The 16,327-nt window shown below is 51.7% G+C and carries 17 protein-coding genes and 1 pseudogene; 12 read left to right on the top strand and 6 right to left on the bottom strand.

Annotation, left to right across the window (positions count from 1 at the left end; translation table 11 throughout):
• The first annotated feature begins 194 nt into the window (after nt 1–194).
• The 4 genes and pseudogenes from TU92_RS17340 to TU92_RS17320 all read left to right on the top strand — a co-directional run bounded on the left by TU92_RS17340 (nt 195) and on the right by TU92_RS17320 (nt 3,204).
• On the top strand, nt 195–740 hold the full coding sequence (locus tag TU92_RS17340; protein ID WP_112168437.1) for a single-stranded DNA-binding protein: 546 nt from the start codon (nt 195–197) through the stop codon (nt 738–740).
• Nucleotides 741–1,131: 391 nt separating this feature from the next.
• Nucleotides 1,132–1,830: a YopT-type cysteine protease domain-containing protein gene (locus TU92_RS22580; RefSeq protein WP_112168436.1), complete on the top strand. Its 699-nt coding sequence runs from the start codon at nt 1,132–1,134 to the stop codon at nt 1,828–1,830.
• Nucleotides 1,826–2,080: pseudogene (locus TU92_RS17330) on the top strand (single stranded DNA-binding domain-containing protein); the annotation flags it as partial. The gene TU92_RS22580 and the pseudogene TU92_RS17330, both read left to right, overlap by 5 nt.
• A gap of 428 nt (nt 2,081–2,508) precedes the next feature.
• On the top strand, nt 2,509–3,204 hold the full coding sequence (locus TU92_RS17320; RefSeq protein WP_112168434.1) for a YopT-type cysteine protease domain-containing protein: 696 nt from the start codon (nt 2,509–2,511) through the stop codon (nt 3,202–3,204).
• A 240-nt stretch (nt 3,205–3,444) separates the two neighbouring features.
• On the opposite strand, the gene TU92_RS17315 is transcribed toward TU92_RS17320, so the two are convergent.
• A complete protein-coding gene (locus TU92_RS17315; RefSeq protein WP_208640475.1) occupies nt 3,445–4,845 on the bottom strand; it encodes an amidohydrolase family protein in 1,401 nt (466 codons plus the stop codon).
• Nucleotides 4,846–4,959: 114 nt separating this feature from the next.
• A complete protein-coding gene (locus tag TU92_RS17310; protein WP_112168432.1) occupies nt 4,960–5,814 on the bottom strand; it encodes a LysR family transcriptional regulator in 855 nt (284 codons plus the stop codon).
• A gap of 267 nt (nt 5,815–6,081) precedes the next feature.
• Here TU92_RS17310 and hpxO point away from each other — a divergent pair, with 267 nt between their 5' ends.
• Together hpxO and TU92_RS17300 are read left to right on the top strand one after the other, a co-directional pair.
• Nucleotides 6,082–7,239 carry an FAD-dependent urate hydroxylase HpxO gene (gene hpxO / locus TU92_RS17305; RefSeq protein ID WP_112168431.1) on the top strand — a complete coding sequence of 386 codons (1,158 nt, stop codon included), beginning with the start codon at nt 6,082–6,084 and terminating at the stop codon, nt 7,237–7,239.
• 147 nt (nt 7,240–7,386) lie between these two features.
• The gene (locus tag TU92_RS17300; RefSeq protein ID WP_112168430.1) at nt 7,387–8,982 is read left to right on the top strand and encodes a hypothetical protein; all 1,596 of its coding nucleotides are present in this window, start codon (nt 7,387–7,389) and stop codon (nt 8,980–8,982) included.
• A 40-nt stretch (nt 8,983–9,022) separates the two neighbouring features.
• Here the strand turns inward: TU92_RS17300 and TU92_RS17295 are convergent, their stop codons facing one another.
• Together TU92_RS17295 and TU92_RS17290 are read right to left on the bottom strand one after the other, a co-directional pair.
• Entirely contained in the window at nt 9,023–9,511 is a 489-nt protein-coding gene (locus TU92_RS17295) for a hypothetical protein (RefSeq protein WP_112168429.1), read from the bottom strand.
• Nucleotides 9,512–9,566: 55 nt separating this feature from the next.
• The gene (locus tag TU92_RS17290) at nt 9,567–10,472 is read right to left on the bottom strand and encodes a LysR family transcriptional regulator (protein ID WP_112168428.1); all 906 of its coding nucleotides are present in this window, start codon (nt 10,470–10,472) and stop codon (nt 9,567–9,569) included.
• Between the two features lie 113 nt (nt 10,473–10,585).
• On the opposite strand from TU92_RS17290, the gene TU92_RS17285 reads away from it, so the two are divergent.
• Nucleotides 10,586–11,329: an SDR family oxidoreductase gene (locus TU92_RS17285; protein WP_112168427.1), complete on the top strand. Its 744-nt coding sequence runs from the start codon at nt 10,586–10,588 to the stop codon at nt 11,327–11,329.
• A gap of 10 nt (nt 11,330–11,339) precedes the next feature.
• Nucleotides 11,340–11,495: a hypothetical protein gene (locus tag TU92_RS22320; RefSeq protein ID WP_167457512.1), complete on the top strand. Its 156-nt coding sequence runs from the start codon at nt 11,340–11,342 to the stop codon at nt 11,493–11,495.
• A 1-nt stretch (nt 11,496) separates the two neighbouring features.
• On the opposite strand, the gene TU92_RS17280 is transcribed toward TU92_RS22320, so the two are convergent.
• Nucleotides 11,497–11,877 (bottom strand): tautomerase family protein, encoded by a 381-nt coding sequence (locus TU92_RS17280; RefSeq protein ID WP_112168426.1) that lies wholly within the window; start codon nt 11,875–11,877, stop codon nt 11,497–11,499.
• Nucleotides 11,878–12,238: 361 nt separating this feature from the next.
• Here TU92_RS17280 and TU92_RS17275 point away from each other — a divergent pair, with 361 nt between their 5' ends.
• Complete coding sequence (locus TU92_RS17275; protein WP_167457513.1) at nt 12,239–12,730, top strand: MotA/TolQ/ExbB proton channel family protein; 492 nt, start codon at nt 12,239–12,241, stop codon at nt 12,728–12,730.
• Between the two features lie 238 nt (nt 12,731–12,968).
• On the opposite strand, the gene TU92_RS17265 is transcribed toward TU92_RS17275, so the two are convergent.
• A complete protein-coding gene (locus TU92_RS17265) occupies nt 12,969–13,880 on the bottom strand; it encodes a DMT family transporter (protein WP_112168423.1) in 912 nt (303 codons plus the stop codon).
• A 187-nt stretch (nt 13,881–14,067) separates the two neighbouring features.
• Here TU92_RS17265 and TU92_RS17260 point away from each other — a divergent pair, with 187 nt between their 5' ends.
• The 3 genes from TU92_RS17260 (at nt 14,068) to TU92_RS17250 (ending at nt 16,243) form a co-directional block, all read left to right on the top strand.
• On the top strand, nt 14,068–14,946 hold the full coding sequence (locus tag TU92_RS17260; protein WP_112168422.1) for a helix-turn-helix domain-containing protein: 879 nt from the start codon (nt 14,068–14,070) through the stop codon (nt 14,944–14,946).
• A 97-nt stretch (nt 14,947–15,043) separates the two neighbouring features.
• A complete protein-coding gene (locus TU92_RS17255; RefSeq protein WP_112168421.1) occupies nt 15,044–15,577 on the top strand; it encodes a GNAT family N-acetyltransferase in 534 nt (177 codons plus the stop codon).
• 42 nt (nt 15,578–15,619) lie between these two features.
• Nucleotides 15,620–16,243 carry a glutathione S-transferase family protein gene (locus TU92_RS17250; protein ID WP_112168420.1) on the top strand — a complete coding sequence of 208 codons (624 nt, stop codon included), beginning with the start codon at nt 15,620–15,622 and terminating at the stop codon, nt 16,241–16,243.
• The last annotated feature ends 84 nt before the right edge of the window (nt 16,244–16,327 follow it).

The following is a 16,327-nucleotide window of genomic DNA, read 5'->3' as shown; positions in this document are numbered from 1 at the left end:
GCCACCCCGAAACCTGAATGTATATCCAGTACTCGATGTAACAGCGGAACGTTTACTAAGGAATTTGGAAGGAATCTTCCAGCGAATGACATCCATGGTACGAAGGCTGCAATTTGTGGTTATAATGACGCGAAGTGAGACCCTCACCCCAAACTGTGGTTTCAACCACGACATACATCATCAGGAGAATCCACATGGCCAGCAGAGGCGTAAACAAAGTTATTCTCGTCGGTAATCTCGGACAAGATCCGGAAATCCGTTACATGCCAAACGGCGGCGCAGTAGCCAACATGACTCTGGCGACGTCCGAAAGCTGGCGTGACAAAGCCACCGGCGAGCAGAAAGAAAAAACGGAATGGCACCGCGTTGTGTTGTTCGGCAAATTAGCCGAAGTGGCCGGTGAATACCTGAAGAAAGGTTCTCAGGTTTACATCGAAGGTGCACTGCAAACCCGTAAATGGACCGATCAGGCTGGCGTTGAAAAATACACCACTGAAGTCGTTGTTAACGTGGGCGGCACCATGCAGATGCTCGGCGGCCGTACCGGCGGCGGCGCACCAGCAGGCGGTGGTCAGGCTTCAGGTGACCAGGGCGCGCAAGGCGGTTGGGGTAAACCTCAGCAGCCACAAGGCGGCAACCAGTTCAGCGGCGGCCAGCAGGCTCGTCCAGCTGCGCAAAACAACGCGCCAGCACAGAACAACGAACCACCAATGGATTTCGACGACGATATCCCGTTCTAAGCGCCATTTTATAGGTTAAATAATATTCATTAAGAGCCTCGCGAATGCGAGGCTTTTAATTTTATGTGACAAATATGCTGCCATTAAAATATAAACTATTTCTATATTTTAAAATCAGTCATTAGCAATAAATATATTTTTGACTATTTTTAAATCTCGTCTTTTTTATATATACATTAACGAGTCACTCTTTTTTCATGTAAAACAATAACGTAATAAAATAACTTTGTTGCATCTTATTTTCCTATAACATTACCTAATAAATGTGTATATAGTTAATAACTTGCGGATTACTGACGCGTACTATTAATGACTCCCTGCGCTCATATATACGCCGTGAATGTATTCTCGCACTTGGTAAAATGTAAATTATATATAAAAGGAGTTCGATATGCTGAGGGATATACTTCAAGCCCTTCTTGTGCTTAATGGTGATTATCATTTTTTTAAGCAGAGTGAATATATAGCACGTAATCATTGGTCAGATGAAGACCCTACGAAACGCCAGGGTTCCTGGACTGGCAATAAATATGATGAACATGGGAAAGTGATTGCCTATGGACATGGTGCCGGCGTCTGCGAAGGCTTAGTTGCTGCCTATATGATTTCAGGGAAAAATTGGAGTAACTTTCAATCATATGTCGCAAGCGCAAGTGGTAAAAATTTAATACGTGGCTTGATGAATCTCCAGCGGATATATCCAAAGGTGCCTTCTGCTAACATTATTGAAAAGTCTGACATACGAGGAGATATTTTAAAGGCTCATCATGTGATTTATTTAAATACAGTAACTCTACCCGCCAGTGCTATGTATGAAACTGGCGGGGCTGGATTTATCGATAATATTGACCCCTCAATTTGTTATATGATTGGTATGTGCAGCGGCCAAAGTGGTTACGCGATAAGCATGAGATTTAATGATGGTAAGATACGACTTTTCGACCCAAATTATGGTGAGTTTTCTTTTGCTTACGATAATAAAAAAAGTAAGGAAATGAGTATTTTAATTAGTTTTCTTTTAAATGTGTTTTATCCAGGTAAGTACATAGCTTTTATTATAGAATCATATAAGCTCACCAGAAAACCGTAAATGGACCGATCAGGCTGGCGTTGAAAAATACACCACTGAAGTCGTTGTTAACGTGGGCGGCACCATGCAGATGCTCGGCGGCCGTACCGGCGGCGGCTGCGCACCAGCAGGCGGTGGTCAGGCTTCAGGTGACCAGGGCGCGCAAGGCGGTTGGGGTAAACCTCAGCAGCCACAAGGCGGCAACCAGTTCAGCGGCGGCCAGCAGGCTCGTCCGGCTGCGCAAAACAACGCGCCAGCACAGAACAACTAACCACCAATGGATTTCGACGACAATATCCCGTTCTAAGCGCCATTTTATATGGTTAAATATTATTCAGTAAGAGCCTCGCGAATACGAGGCTTTTAATTTTATGTGACAAATATGCTGCCATTAAAATATAAACTATTTATATATTTTAAAATCAGTCATTAGCAATAAATATATTTTTGACTATTTTTAAATCTCGTCTGTTTTTATATGTACATTAACTAACCACTCTTTTTTCATATAAAACAATAACGTAATAAAATAACTTGTTACGTCTTATTTTTCTATAACATTACCTAATAAATGGGTATATAGTTAATAACTTGTGGGTTACTGACGCGAACTATTAATGATTGCCTGCACTCATATATATGCCGTGAATGTATTCTCGCACTTGGTAAAATGGAAATTATATATAAAAGGAATTCGATATGCAGAGTGATATACTTATAGCCCTTCTTGCGCTTAATGGTGATTATCATTTTTTTAAGCAGGATGACTATATAACACGTAATCATTGGTCAGATGAAGACCCTACGAAACGCCAGGGTTCCTGGACCGGGAATCAATATGATGAACATGGGAAAGTGATTGCTTATGGAAATGGTGCCGGCGTCTGCGAAGGCTTAGTTGCTGCCTATATGATTTCAGGGAAAAGTTGGAGTAACTTTCAATCATATGTCGCAAGCGCAAGTGGTAAAAATTTAATACGTGGCTTGACCAACCTCCAGTGGATATCTCCAAAGGTGCGTTCTGCTAACGGGATTAAAAAGTCTGACATACGAGAAGATATTTTAAAGGCTCATCATGTGATTTATTTAAATGCAGCAACTCTACCCGCCAGTGCTATGTATGAAAATGGTGGGGCTGGAGTTTTCGATAATATTGACCCCTCAATTTGTTATATGATTGCTATGTGCAGCGGCCAAAGTGGTCACGCGATAAGCATGAGATTTAATGATGGTAGGATACGACTTTTTGACCCCAATTATGGTGAGTTTTCTTTTGCTTACGTTAATAAAAAAAGTAAGGGAATGAGTATTTTCATTAGTTTTCTTTTAAATGTGTATTATCCAGGTAAGTACACAACTTTTATTATAGAATCATATATGCCCACTAGAAAATAATCATATTTGTCACTTTATGAGAATGAGTCGTGATAATGTGTTTTTTGCGATCATGATCTAAAATTTCCAATGAAAAAAGACGGGTCTAAAATATTTACGTTCTATTCAGTATATTGTTAATTAGATCCGGTCATTTCCATCTCAGTCATTGAAAACGGGTCAATGTTTTTTAATAACATGATGGGAAAATGTTAATTTTTCCCATCATGTTTGTTGTTTTATGTATAAATATTCAGAGCCTCAAACCTTCCCCACCGCTCCAAACACCAGTCTTCCCTGATGGAACGTCGCTTTCACTTCAGACACCCGCGCCACGGCTTCTGCCGAGCAACTGGCGTCGACCAGGATCATTTCGGCGCTGTCGTTGACGGCCGGCCACTGCCGTTTACCGGCATCGTCAAGCGGCAGGACGTTGCCGGTGGCGATGGCGAGGGAGCGCGTGAGGCCGAATTCGTCGGAGTTACCATACAACTGGGCATAAAGGCTGGCTTTTTCCAGCATGCTGCCAGTGCCAAACGGTGACCAGTGGTCGATCACGCTGTCGGTGCCGGTCATGACGAAGACGCCGTTCTGGCTTAGCTGCGGCAGCGGCATATTCAGTTTGCCGAGTGGAATGGTGGAGGCGACAGTGAACTGCTGCTCGGAAAGCCCCGCGATCACTTCTTCAAGTTCCGTGCCCTGCATCATGGCCAGCGCGAAACCGTGGCTGAGCGTTACCTTGCCTTTCAGTTGCGGATTTTTCTCCACGGTATGAATCATGTATTTTACCGCCGCGATCCCGGCGGGCGTAGTTTCATGCAAATGAATATCCACGCCTTTTTGGGTATCCAGTGCAATCTGGAACATTGCGTCCAGCGACTTTTCCATCGCGCCGTCGACGTTGGTTGGATCCAGCCCGCCGACGTACTGCACGCCCATTTGCATCGCTTCGCGCATCAGGCCATCGACTTTCGAATGCAGCAAACCGTGCTGCGGAAACGCGACGATCTCACAGCTGAAATCCTGCTGATGTTTTTCCAGCGCAATTTTCAGATGCTCGAGGCTTTTCAGGCCGCTGACCGGATCGATATTGCAGTGACTGCGCGCCACGGTCGTGCCTTTGGATTGCAACAGGCCAATGATTGCTTCGGCATGTTCGACCGACGTCGGCAGCAGTTTGGGGATCAGCACCTGCTCGCGGGCAATCATATCCATGATGGTTTTGCCTTTGCGCGGGCGTGGCGCTTCCCATTTTCCGCCGTAAAACGTCTTATCGAGGTGAATATGCATATCGCGCGTGGCGGGGAGCAGAAGCAGCCCTTTGGCGTCAAAAGCCGGTAACGTGCTGGCCGGTGCGCCGTTCGCGGGCTGAATGGCGACGATCTTGCCGTTATTGATTTCCAGATTATATAGCCCGGTTTGGGTGCCGATGATCATATCGCCTTCACGCTCGAAGCCTTCCTCCAGCCGGACATTGCGCAATTGGTAGTGGGGCGCGGAAATTACGGTGATCTGGCCAGTGTCCTCGCATTTTTCAGATTTATTGCCTGCGCTGACCGTCGATGCCGAGGCCATGCCAGTGGCCAGTAACGCGCTGGTCGCGGTGATTTTGGCGCTATGAGAGAGAAAGTTTCTGCGGCTTTGTTGCTGAGGATTTTGCACGTCGAATTCCTTAATCACGATGCTCAGAGGATGTTGCTTTTCCCTTCACCCTAAAAGATTACGCCGGTTCCGGCTGCGATATTTGCCACTGCCAGCCAGTGGCAAATGCAATGGCTAGCTGAGCTGACAAAATGCACGCAGTTTTCCGGCCAGTGCGATTTGCGCAGGCGTGGCATCGGGGCGGTAAAACAGTGCCAGTTCGACGTTATCGATCGGCGGTAAACCGCTCTCTGCGCCCAGAACTCTGTGCTCCGGCAGGCGGCAACGGGCGGGCAGCAACGTAACGCCTAATCCGGCGGCGCTCGCCGCGACCAGCGCGGCAAGGCTGGCGCTGCTGTAGCTGATCCGCCAGCTGCGCCCGATAGCATCCAGCGCCTGACACAACTCGTCGCGATACAGCGCATTGAGTGGAAACAACACCAGCGGCACCGGGTCGCGCTCAAATGCCGGAAACTCGGCGCTGTCGAGCCACAGCATCGGCTCGGGGCGCGAGGCGTTGGCTTTATCGCCGGTCAGCTGCTTCACCAGAATGATATCCAGCATGTCTTGTTGCCAGGCGCGGCGCAGCTCATGGCTCAGGCCGCTGGTGACGTCGAGACGAATATGTGGATGTTCGCGGCAAAACTGCGCCAGCAGCGAAGTCGTCGCGGCGGCAAAATCTTCGGGCACGCCGAGACGCACTACGCCGTCGCGCCACTGATCGCTCAGAGCGTCGTGCGCTTCGCCGTTGAGTGCGATGATCCGGCGGGCATAGCCGAGCAGCCGTTCGCCCTCTTCGGTGAGCTGGACCTGATGCGATGTGCGTTCCAGTAACGGTTTGCCGAGCGCCTCTTCCAGCCTGCGAATCTGCTGGCTGACCGTCGATTGTGATAAATAGACGCGATCGGCGGCGCGGGTAAAGCTGCCGGTCTCGGAGACGGCCACGAAACTGAGTAACTGCTGCGGGCTAAACATCGGATAGCGATTCATTTCATCACTACTTCTGGTTGTGGTATTGGAAATCTGAATACATCGGAGAGTATCAACCTTCGCCGTCACGCACCAGACTGACGCATTACCACGCGATTGCCGCCCTCATGCTTCACTCCTGATCCACAACAGCGCCTCGTTTTAGTGCAATTCCTGCTTATTTCGTCTCTGACGATTTCGCTTAAGATTGTATACAAGCCATTCGTGGCAAATCGCGGTTGTGGTACAGAAATTGCTTTTTCCTTGTGAGACTTCAAGGAGAAAAACATGAAAGCGATCGTGATTGGTGGCGGTATTGGCGGTACGTGTGCGGCGATTGCGCTGAAGCGTTTTGGTATTGAGACCGCTGTATACGAGGCGGTGAAAGAGATCAAACCGGTCGGCGCGGCGATTTCCATCTGGCCAAACGGCGTGAAATGCTTGAATTATCTCGGCATGAAGGACGCGCTGCGTGCGCTCGGCGGACAGATGCGCTTCATGGCATACAAAGAATATCAGCAAGGCCAGACCATGACGCGATTCAGTATGGATCCGCTGATTCAGAGCGTCGGCGAACAGCCGTATCCGGTGGCACGCGCCGAACTGCAGTCGATGTTGCTCGATACCTATGGTCGCGACGAGGTGCAGTTCGGCAAGCGCGTGACGCACGTCGAAGAGTCCGCTGACAGCGTCACCGCCTGGTTTGACGACGGTACATCCGCTACCGGCGATCTGCTGATTGCCGCCGACGGTACCCATTCAGTGATCCGCCAGCACGTGCTGGGTTACGCCACTGAGCGCCGTTACGCCGGTTACGTTAACTGGAACGGGCTGGTGGATATCGACGAAAGCATCGCGCCCGCCGATCAGTGGACGACGTTCGTCGGCGAAGGCAAACGCGTTTCCCTGATGCCGGTGAGCGGTAACCGTTTCTACTTCTTCTTCGATGTGCCGCTGCCGAAAGGTTTAGCGGAAGATCGCGCCACGGTGCGCGAGGATTTACTGCGCTATTTCGCCGGATGGGCGGAGCCGGTGCAGAAACTGATCGGCATGATTAACCCGGAAACCACTAACCGCGTCGAAATCCACGACATCGATCCGTTTATGCAACTGGTGAAAGGGCGTATTGCGCTGCTCGGCGATTCCGGCCACAGCACCACGCCGGACATCGGGCAGGGCGGCTGCGCGGCGATGGAGGATGCCGTCGTGCTGGCCAATGTGCTGCAAACCAATTCGTTAGGAATTGAAGATGCGCTGTTGCGCTATCAGGAAAAACGCGCTTACCGCGTCAAGGATTTAGTGCTGAAAGCGCGCAAGCGCTGCGACGTCACCCATGGCAAAGAAATGGCGGTGACCGAGCAATGGTACGAAGATCTGAAACAGGAAACCGGCGAGCGCATTCTTTCCGGTATGTGCGAAACCATTTTGGGCGGGCCGCTGGAATAATCTCTCCGTTTTTGTGATCTGAAGGGGAATGTCCTGGGCATTCCCCTTTAATCAACCGTAAAGTTCTCTGCGTTTTTGCCGAAAATAGCATCAGTAGGATCATGATATCCACTGGCGTTATGCGCAAAAACATAGGGACTTATCGGCATGACAATCAATGCTCTGGCAGGAAATCAGTCGGTTACGCCGCTGGTAACCGCAATAAAAACAACGGCGACGGTGTCTTCCGCTGCGGCGCAACAGCAGGCTGCTACCACGCAGTCGACAGCTGTTACCCTCGGTCAGGCGACAACCAGTACGCCGGTTTACACCATCACCCGGCCCGCTTTGGCCTGGGAAAGTGCATCTGGCGATCTTCTTTCTTCCAAACTTGCAGGTAACTTCAGTGCCTCCGGGAATGCGGCGCGTTTTGCCGGTCTTGGCTCGGCGCTGATGGAACGCTTTGCACACAACGGCGGAAATTATTCGCAGTCGGTGATCAGACAGACAGCTTCTTCGCAGGCGGATTCCGCCACCTCGCTGGCGACCGTTTCCAGACAATCGCAACTGCACACCAAAGCCGATAATCAGATCAGCCTGAGCATCAAAACCGCCAGCGGCGCACTGGTGGATATCACGCTCGGCAGTGATACTGATGGCCTTGGCGTACAGGTCAACGTCAGCAAAGGCACGCTGAGTGATGCCGACCGGCAGGCACTGGCGAAGATGGCGGACGGTTTTCAAAAAGCGATTGATGGCCTGACGGCGCAACCGCCAAAGCTGGATCTGAGTGGCCTGACGACCTTTGATACCTCGGTGCTGACGTCTGTCGATCTGCACGCCAGTCTGGGTACGGAAAATACGCAGACGCTGGATTTCCACGCCGATGCCAGTACCCGCTCGGTGAAATCCACCGGGATCGACGGCACGGTGGATATCAGCGTGGACATGAGTAAGCGCGCACTTCTGGGCAGCGAAAGTCAGCAGACGCAGGCGCTGAATCAGTATCTGAAACAGTTTGACAGCGCGGGAGTGCGCGGCAACGCCAATGATTCTCTGATGACGATGTTCAAAGATGCCTTCACGGCGCTGAACAGTCATTACGGTGAGACGTCGACGACGCACCAAAGCAGTGGCAAAGAGCCTGTCTATTTCTCACTGACGAAGACTGATAAAAACATGGTTTCCGGGCTGGCGGATTTCACGGCGTCAATCTCGCAGACGCCGGGGGATAAAACCAACCCAATGCGCCCTGATGAAGTGGACACCTTCTCCTATCAGGTCTCGCAATCGAGCAACATCAACGGGACCAGCTCGCAGGATCGCAACATCTCGCAGAAGCAGCAGTCACATCTGGTCGCCAGCTACCACAAATCGCTGACGACGGGTTTACAGCTCAACCTGACGACTGACCGAAACTCGCAAAATTACCTGTATTATCAGATTGATGATAAAGCCGAGAGCACCACTAATATTCAGTATCAGAAGGGCGCCCTGGTAAGTGCATCGGTGGACCAGAGCGCCAGCACGTCCACGCGTATCCAAAAATATGTGAAGGGATGGCTGGAGTCAGACACCACCACGCCGGTGGAAACGTCGAAAACCACTGATCTGCTCGGTAAGCTGCAATCAGCATGGGAAAATGATAAATCGCGGATGTCATTCCAGGATTATCTGACTAAGCACACGTTGCCGGACCTGAGCGGTCTGGTGTTGCTGGAGTCTGATCCTAATCAGCTTCAAAAAAGTTCAGCGACGTTCTGATCGCGTTCCAGGCAGTCTCGCGAGAGGCTGTCAATCTTCCTCATACCATCTCAAACTTCGCGCCTTTCAGAACAATGTCTGCAAATTGCAGATGATGCATAAACTCGCGCAAAATCAGCAAAGTGGCGGCGAAATCATTGCCGTCGGGTAACCCTTCAAAGTGCGCAGGTCGGCCGTTAATCACCAGTGCCAGCCGGTCAAACGTGCGCTCGACGGCCTCGACGGACAGCGTCATGACTTCATTTTCCGCCACGCCGGCAATCCGGGCGAGCGCGCGGATATCGTTGTCGCTACTGAACAGATGCGCGCCTTGCGGAATGTCATGACGAATGCGGCTGATCTCATCTTCGACCACCATGATAGCCGTTTCCATTTCATCCGGGGTTGGCGGAGAGTGACGAAAATAGCCGACGGAGGTCAGCTGCGAGCCGAGCGTCAGCGGCAGAGTTTTGTCCTCGCCATCGGTATTTCTGACAGTAATCAGCGTTTCTTCGCTGCCGATATGCAGCAGTACAGCAGGTGTTGTCATCAGCGATTCTCCAAAACGTGTGTTTTCTAACTTACTCTGAATACCCCCGAACGGTCTATCCCGCCAGCAGCACATTACGTCGCGCAAACTCTTTCACCATCCAGTCGATAAACACCCTTACACGGGGCGAAAGCTGGCGGTTGCGCGGATAAAGCAGGGAAACCGGCATTGAACCCACCGGGAAATTCTCCAGAATTTGCACCAGTTTTCCCTGAGCCAGATCCTCTGCCAGGCCGTACTGCGGCACCTGAATGATCCCCATCCCGCGCCGTGCGGCTTCTTTCATGCTTTCTGCGCCGCTGACTGACAGGCTGGTCGGCAGCATCACTTCGCGTGGTTTTCCCTGGTGTCGAAATACCAGCGGTAACAGGCCGCCGGTCGCGCTTGAGCGGTAGCCAATCATCCGGTGAGTACTGAGATCGTCTGGCGTATCGGGTGTACCGAAACGTTGCAGATACTCCGGGCTGGCGCAGGTGATTTCAGCCAGCGTCCCCAGCGGGCGGGCTACCATATCGCTGTCTTTCAGCTCTCCGGCGCGGATCACGCAGTCAATGCCTTCGCGCACCAAATCCACCAGCCGGTCACCTTCGCTGAGGTAAAACTCGATATCAGGATACTGCGCCAGAAAATGCGGCAGACCCGGCAACAAGAAATGTCGTGCCAGCGTCCCGTGCGCATCTACCCGCAGCAGCCCTTTAGGTTGCGCACCCGCGAAGGCCATTTCAGCATCTTCCACGTCGGCCAGAATGCGCAGGCAGCGCTGATAATAGGCTTCACCATCCAGCGTCGGACTGACGTGGCGCGTCGTGCGTTGCAGCAGGCGGACATTCAGCCGTGCCTCCAGCTGCTTTATAGCATCCGTAACCGTTGAGCGTTTGAGGCTCAGATTCTCGGCGGCCTGCGTGAAACTGCGCAGTTCCACCACGCGGGTAAACAGCCGCATGCTGTCGAGTTTATCCATGATGATTGTTCGCCTTTTCCGGATAGTGATATCGAATATCAGGGAATTATCCGGCAGCGTCAATCCGCTATGCTTTGTTCACTGACCGACAATTAGCCTTAAGGAAATATTCCATGACTTCTTCGACTCAACACAAAGTGGCGCTGGTGACCGGCGCATCACGCGGTATTGGCGCGGCGATTGCTGAGCGTCTGGCGCAGGACGGCTTTACGGTGATCGTGAACTATGCACGCGGCGCAGCTGAGGCCGATGCGGTGGTAAGTAAGATCGAACAAGCGGGCGGAAAAGCGGTCAGCGCACAGGCTGATGTCAGCGATGCAGCCGCTGTCCGCCGGATGTTTGCCAGCGCAGAACAGGCGTTCGGCGGCGTTGACGTGCTGGTGAATAATGCCGGGATCATGATGCTCTCCGCCATTGCCGACACCGATGACGCCGCGTTTGACCGGCTGATTGATATCAACCTGAAAGGCACTTTCAACACCCTGCGTGAAGCGGCGAAAAATCTGCACGACGGTGGCCGCATCATCAATTTCTCCTCAAGCGTGGTGGGATTATATCAGCCGACGTATGGCGTCTACGCCGCGACGAAAGCCGCAGTGGAAGCGCTGAGCCGTGTCCTGACTAAAGAAATGCGTGGCCGCAATATTACCGTGAACACGGTAGCGCCCGGTCCGACGGCAACGGATTTATTCCTCAACGGTAAATCCGGGCAACTGATTGAAAACATCACCAAAATCGCGCCGCTCGAACGCCTCGGCCAGCCGCAAGACATCGCCTCCGTCGTCGCTTTCCTCGCAGGCCCCGACGGTGCGTGGATTAACGGGCAAACGCTGAAGGCGAACGGGGGGATTGTTTGAGGGGGTTTGTATGCCGATAAGCACCAGCCTGCGTGGCGCGCCGGACGAAGTGCGGGTGAACAACCTCGGTTCACCCTGTGTTGTCGCTACCACGCACATCTACACGATGGGCTGGCGTCACCGGCAGGGAAACACTGTTGGCCTGAAGCGGCTTTACTCTGCTTAAATCACGCGTACTGCGCTTCACCGTTGCCGAAGGACCAGTTTTCTTTCGGCACTTCCACCAGACTGATGAAGACATCTTCCAGACGCAGACCGACTCTTTCATGCAGGCCATAGGCCACGGCGTGGTAGAAGGCTTTCTTCATTTCCACCGTGCGGCCGGTGTTAAGTGTTATCTGAATGACGATGCAGTTAGGGCTGCGCTGGATATCCAGATAATCCGGAGAAATCATCATTTCTTCCGGAGAGTGTTCGGCTATGACAATAAACCGATCGTTCTCAGGCACGTTCATCTGGGTACGCAATGCTTCGTAAATGGTATCGCCCACAGTTTTACGGTAGGTTTCGGGTTTTCCTTCAACCATATCAATTCGAACAAATGGCATCTTCGTATCCTCATTTTTATTTGCAGGGCGCGCATCTCGCTGGATGCGGCCTTTCAGGTATGCATGATAGGAAGAGATGTGTCGAGTTGAATTTTGTACGAATTATTTCTTTATGTTTTTTCTTTCTCTTAAAGTTATTTTTTAAATAGATGAAAACTAAGCATCCACTTAAGTGAAATAATGCAATTTACAATAAAATTAATAAGTGATGAAGAATGATATTTATCATGCCTTTATCATTTATTTTTTGGTATTTTATGTTTCCTTTTTCTGACAACAACAGTTTTCAGACTCCATCGTAATAATTTGTACAAGCTAAGGTATAAACCTTCGCTTCTGTATAGGTTTCAAAGGGATCATGATGCTATCAAAAGTGCTGGAATCTTTGCTGAGTACAATGAACTCGACAACGATCACTGATTGTTTTATTTGGGCTGTTATCGCGGTGTTTTTAGGTGCTTTATATGCCAGAAAAAAAGGTGAATCATCACATTTCCTGGAATATGCCCCTACTTTGATGACTGCGCTTGGGATCCTCGGAACCTTCGTAGGGGTTGTCATCGGGCTTCTGCATTTCGATACAACCAATATAGAACACAGTATTCCTGTTTTACTTGGCGGCCTAAAAACAGCGTTTATTACGAGTATTGTCGGAATGGTGGGTGCATTAGCTTTTAATATTTTAGATAGATTACTGCCGTCATCTAAGAACAATGGTATCGCTTCGCCAGTGACCGTAACGCCTGACCATATACATGAAGTACTCCAATCCCAGCACAAACCAACAAAAGCTTCTCACTGCCAAAAGTTGGAAAGATATTTATTCCCTAACGGACACTTCACTTCATGGTGATCTTCAAATGTTAGAAACTCAAAGATACTCTTTGCCTCAACTTTGCCATCAGGTCAACGATGAGCGAAATACGGTCATAACTCTGGACGCTGCGTGGGCCGCAGAGAAAATAGCTATTAATCTTGTACCCGTTAAATTGCCGGGGTGGACAATTTTTACCGTAGGAGAAGCTGTGGCCTTTTTGAACGGAGCCTAAAGATTGCCTGCCAAGGGCAATCTTTAGGCTGCAAAAAGACCGCTAACTTCTCACCACCGCCACTTTCCGTCTGAAGACTTCCAGCCAGCTCGGGCGGCAGAACATCACCAGATTACCGAGCAGAATGAGCGCCAGTCCGACGACGGCGTTGGTGTGCCATTGATAGCCTTCGTAGAAGGTGGAAACCGTCAGGGCGACCAGCGGGAAGAGCAGGGTGCTGTAGGCGGCCTGACTGGCACCGATGCGGCCTACCAGCGTGAAGTAAATGCCGAAGGCGAGTACCGATCCGAATACCGAAAGGTAGACCAGCGAACCGAGGTACTGCGGGGTCATATCGATGGCAAACGAAGCGCCCTGAAACAGGCTCAGTACGCCCATCACCCCGGTGCCGTAGAACATTGCGTAAGTGTTGGTCGAGAGCACGTCCAGACCGCGGCGCTGATGGCGGGCGCTGATCATATTACCCAGCGAGAAACCGTAAGTGCCGAGCAGGCTGAGGCCGATGCCTTTTAGCAGTTCCGGTGCGATGTGGGCAGCGCTCAGGTCATGCCAGAACAGCGTGACGATCCCCGCCAGCCCGAGAAGGGACGCCGGGATTACCGCAGGTGCCAGCTTTTGACGGAAAAACAGCATACCGTTGAAGGCGTTAAACAGCACCGCCATCGAAAAAATCACCGATTCCAGCCCGCTGGTGATGTAAGCCGCCGCGTGATAGAAGCAGTAAAAGTTAAAGGCGAAGACGCAGCAGCCCTGCACCATGCAGAACAGGTGGTCTTTGAGCGCCAGACGACGCAGGCGACGTGCGGCCAGCAGCGCCACCAGCATGATCACCGCCGCCAGCAGGAAGCGGTAAAAAATCGACACCGTCACAGGCACATCGCCCTGTTGCAGGTAAATCGCAAACCAGGTCGTGCCCCAGATAATAATCACCGAGATATAAAGCAGTGCATTCATGGACTTCTCTCATTAAAAATATTGGCCTGAGTGAAGTGTGCGGGAAAGCGGCGGCGTTGGCGTTCAACGGCTTGCGGTGAGTTGCAGATTCTTGCGCATTTTTTCGTGCACAGCAGCAGCAAAATCTGGCTCTGATGCCGCCATAACCCGTAAACTGGGCGTCTTCTTTCTTCTACCGGTGCATGCCATGACTAAGGTTTATCAGGCTTTCGACACGCTGCGTAAGCACAAAGCGGTTCTGCACGACAGTGTGGAGCTGGGGTCCGGCATCCAGCTGGCGGCCTGGTCGAATAAAAATGACACCGTGACGCAGGAAAGCCCGGATCACCATACGCTGAGCCTGTACGTCGCTGACGGTTACGAGTGCTATCACAAAACCCGCGGCGGCTGGCGCAACGGTGGCGGGCCGGACCGGTTCTGCATCATGCCCAAAAACAGCATGTCCAGCTGGGATGTGCGTGATGATTTGTCGTTCGTGCATCTGTATTGCTCCGACGAGCATCTGCGGCATCTGGTGGAGCAAACCTGGGATCGCAGCCCTGCGGCTATTCAGATGGAAGAACGCACGTTCGAGGAAGATCCGCAGATTACCCTGCTGTATCGCCACTTTTTACTCAGCAGTCAGTGGCAGGAAAACAGCAATCAGCTGATGCTCAGCAGCGCAGCAAATCTGCTAATGGCGCATCTGGTAAAAAACTATACCCATCTGCAATGGGCACTGCCGACGGTGCGCGGCGGGCTGGCTCCGCATATTCTTAATCGCGTGAAAGACTATATTCATGCCCATCTTGCACAACCCCTGATGCTGCCTGAACTTGCACTGCTGGCCGGGCTCAGCGAATTCCATTTTGCGCGCATGTTCAAACAAAGTATGGGCATGGCGCCACATCAGTACGTGATGAATGCCCGTTTGATCCGCGCGGAACAGCTGCTGAAAACCACGGATATGGAGATCACTGCTATCGCGCTGGAATGCGGGTTCAGCTCCACCAGCCACTTCAGCAACCGCTTTAAATCCGTACGCGGGATGACGCCGACCGCGCTGCGCAGCGGCATTATCGTCTGAAATACTTCCCCTTCTCTTTTGCTCTCTTCCCGTCCGCTCGGTTCCGGTGCTAATTTAACGGTTGTCCACATTATCAGAAAAAATCTCAGGGAAAATCATGCCTACCCAAGCCCCCGTTATTGAAACCGAACGCCTGATTTTACGCGGTCATCGTGCAGAAGATTTTGAAGCGATTGCTGCGCAGTGGGCCGATCCCGCCGTAGTGAAATATATCGGTGGAACGCCGTCGAGCCGCGAAGCCAGCTGGAGTCGCTTGCTGCGTTATCCCGGCCACTGGCAGATGCTCGGTTTTGGTTACTGGATCCTGTACGAAAAAAACAACGGCGCGGAAGGTGCGTTTGCCGGTGAGATTGGGCTGGCGGATTACCAGCGTGAAATCACCCCCTCGCTCGACGGCATGGCGGAAATGGGCTGGGTGATTGCGCCTGCCTTTCACGGAAAGGGTTACGCTTTCGAAGCTGCGCAGGCGGTGCTGGAATGGGCCGATACACATCTCGATCGTCAGCTATGCTGCATTATTGACCCGCAGCATCAGGCGTCAATCCGGCTGGCGGAGAAGTGCGGATTTGTCGCAGAAACCGACACCACTTATCACGGCTCGGCGACGCGGATTTTTCTGCGCCGCACGTAACCTCGCCAGTCATTCTGGTTGTTCCATTTTGCAGGGGAAATCATGCTGAAGATTCTGGGTAAATCGACGTCGATCAATGTGCGCAAGGTGTTGTGGACCTGTCACGAGCTGGGACTGGACGTTGAACAGGCGCAATTTGGTTCGGGTTTTCAGTCCACTCAGACGCCGGAATTTAAGGCGCTGAATCCGAACGCCATGGTGCCTGTGCTGCTCGACGACGAGTTTGTGCTGTGGGAATCCAACGTGATTTGCCGCTATCTGGCGGCGAGGGAAGGGCGGGAGGATTTACTGTCGTCGGATCCGAAACGCCGTGCGCTGGCCGAACAATGGATGGACTGGCAAGCGGGCGAGCTGAACAATTCCTGGCGCTATGCGTTTCCGGCGCTGGCACGCAACAGTCCGCAGCATACCGATCAGGCGCTGATTGATGCGGGTGTCAGCGAATGGAACCGCCATATGCAGATGTTGGAAGAACAACTCCAGCGCAGCGGCGATTACGTGCTGGGCGATAATTTTTCGCTGGCGGATATCCCGGTCGGGCTTTCCGTTAACCGCTGGTCGATGACGCCGATGTCGCGCCCGGCGCTGCCTGCGGTCTCGGCCTATTATGACCGGTTGAATCAGCGCGAGGGTTACCGGCTGTTTGGCCGAAATGGCATGGTATGAAGGGTGTCTGGTGATCTAAAACCGGAGAAATAACAAAATGACGCAGCACGGTATCGCGCTGCGTCATTATACTTTTTGTATTTT

The organism is Rahnella inusitata, assembly GCF_003263515.1.
Taxonomy (GTDB): Bacteria; Pseudomonadota; Gammaproteobacteria; order Enterobacterales; family Enterobacteriaceae; genus Rahnella; species Rahnella inusitata.
The sequence above is the reverse complement of the archived record's forward strand: the minus strand, read 5'-3'. Positions and strand labels throughout refer to the sequence as shown.

Bases quoted from the DNA above. Each gene is read 5' to 3' on its own strand.
- TU92_RS17265 (WP_112168423.1), bottom strand. From the start codon at position 13,880: ATGAATGCACTGCTTTATATCTCGGTGATTATTATCTGGGGCACGACC.
- hpxO (WP_112168431.1), top strand. From the start codon at position 6,082: ATGAAAGCGATCGTGATTGGTGGCGGTATTGGCGGTACGTGTGCGGCG.
- TU92_RS17300 (WP_112168430.1), top strand. From the start codon at position 7,387: ATGACAATCAATGCTCTGGCAGGAAATCAGTCGGTTACGCCGCTGGTA.
- TU92_RS17340 (WP_112168437.1), top strand. From the start codon at position 195: ATGGCCAGCAGAGGCGTAAACAAAGTTATTCTCGTCGGTAATCTCGGA.
- TU92_RS17275 (WP_167457513.1), top strand. From the start codon at position 12,239: ATGCTATCAAAAGTGCTGGAATCTTTGCTGAGTACAATGAACTCGACA.
- TU92_RS17290 (WP_112168428.1), bottom strand. From the start codon at position 10,472: ATGGATAAACTCGACAGCATGCGGCTGTTTACCCGCGTGGTGGAACTG.
- TU92_RS17255 (WP_112168421.1), top strand. From the start codon at position 15,044: ATGCCTACCCAAGCCCCCGTTATTGAAACCGAACGCCTGATTTTACGC.
- TU92_RS17285 (WP_112168427.1), top strand. From the start codon at position 10,586: ATGACTTCTTCGACTCAACACAAAGTGGCGCTGGTGACCGGCGCATCA.
- TU92_RS17250 (WP_112168420.1), top strand. From the start codon at position 15,620: ATGCTGAAGATTCTGGGTAAATCGACGTCGATCAATGTGCGCAAGGTG.
- TU92_RS22580 (WP_112168436.1), top strand. From the start codon at position 1,132: ATGCTGAGGGATATACTTCAAGCCCTTCTTGTGCTTAATGGTGATTAT.
- TU92_RS17260 (WP_112168422.1), top strand. From the start codon at position 14,068: ATGACTAAGGTTTATCAGGCTTTCGACACGCTGCGTAAGCACAAAGCG.
- TU92_RS17280 (WP_112168426.1), bottom strand. From the start codon at position 11,877: ATGCCATTTGTTCGAATTGATATGGTTGAAGGAAAACCCGAAACCTAC.
- TU92_RS17320 (WP_112168434.1), top strand. From the start codon at position 2,509: ATGCAGAGTGATATACTTATAGCCCTTCTTGCGCTTAATGGTGATTAT.
- TU92_RS17295 (WP_112168429.1), bottom strand. From the start codon at position 9,511: ATGACAACACCTGCTGTACTGCTGCATATCGGCAGCGAAGAAACGCTG.
- TU92_RS17310 (WP_112168432.1), bottom strand. From the start codon at position 5,814: ATGAATCGCTATCCGATGTTTAGCCCGCAGCAGTTACTCAGTTTCGTG.
- TU92_RS22320 (WP_167457512.1), top strand. From the start codon at position 11,340: ATGCCGATAAGCACCAGCCTGCGTGGCGCGCCGGACGAAGTGCGGGTG.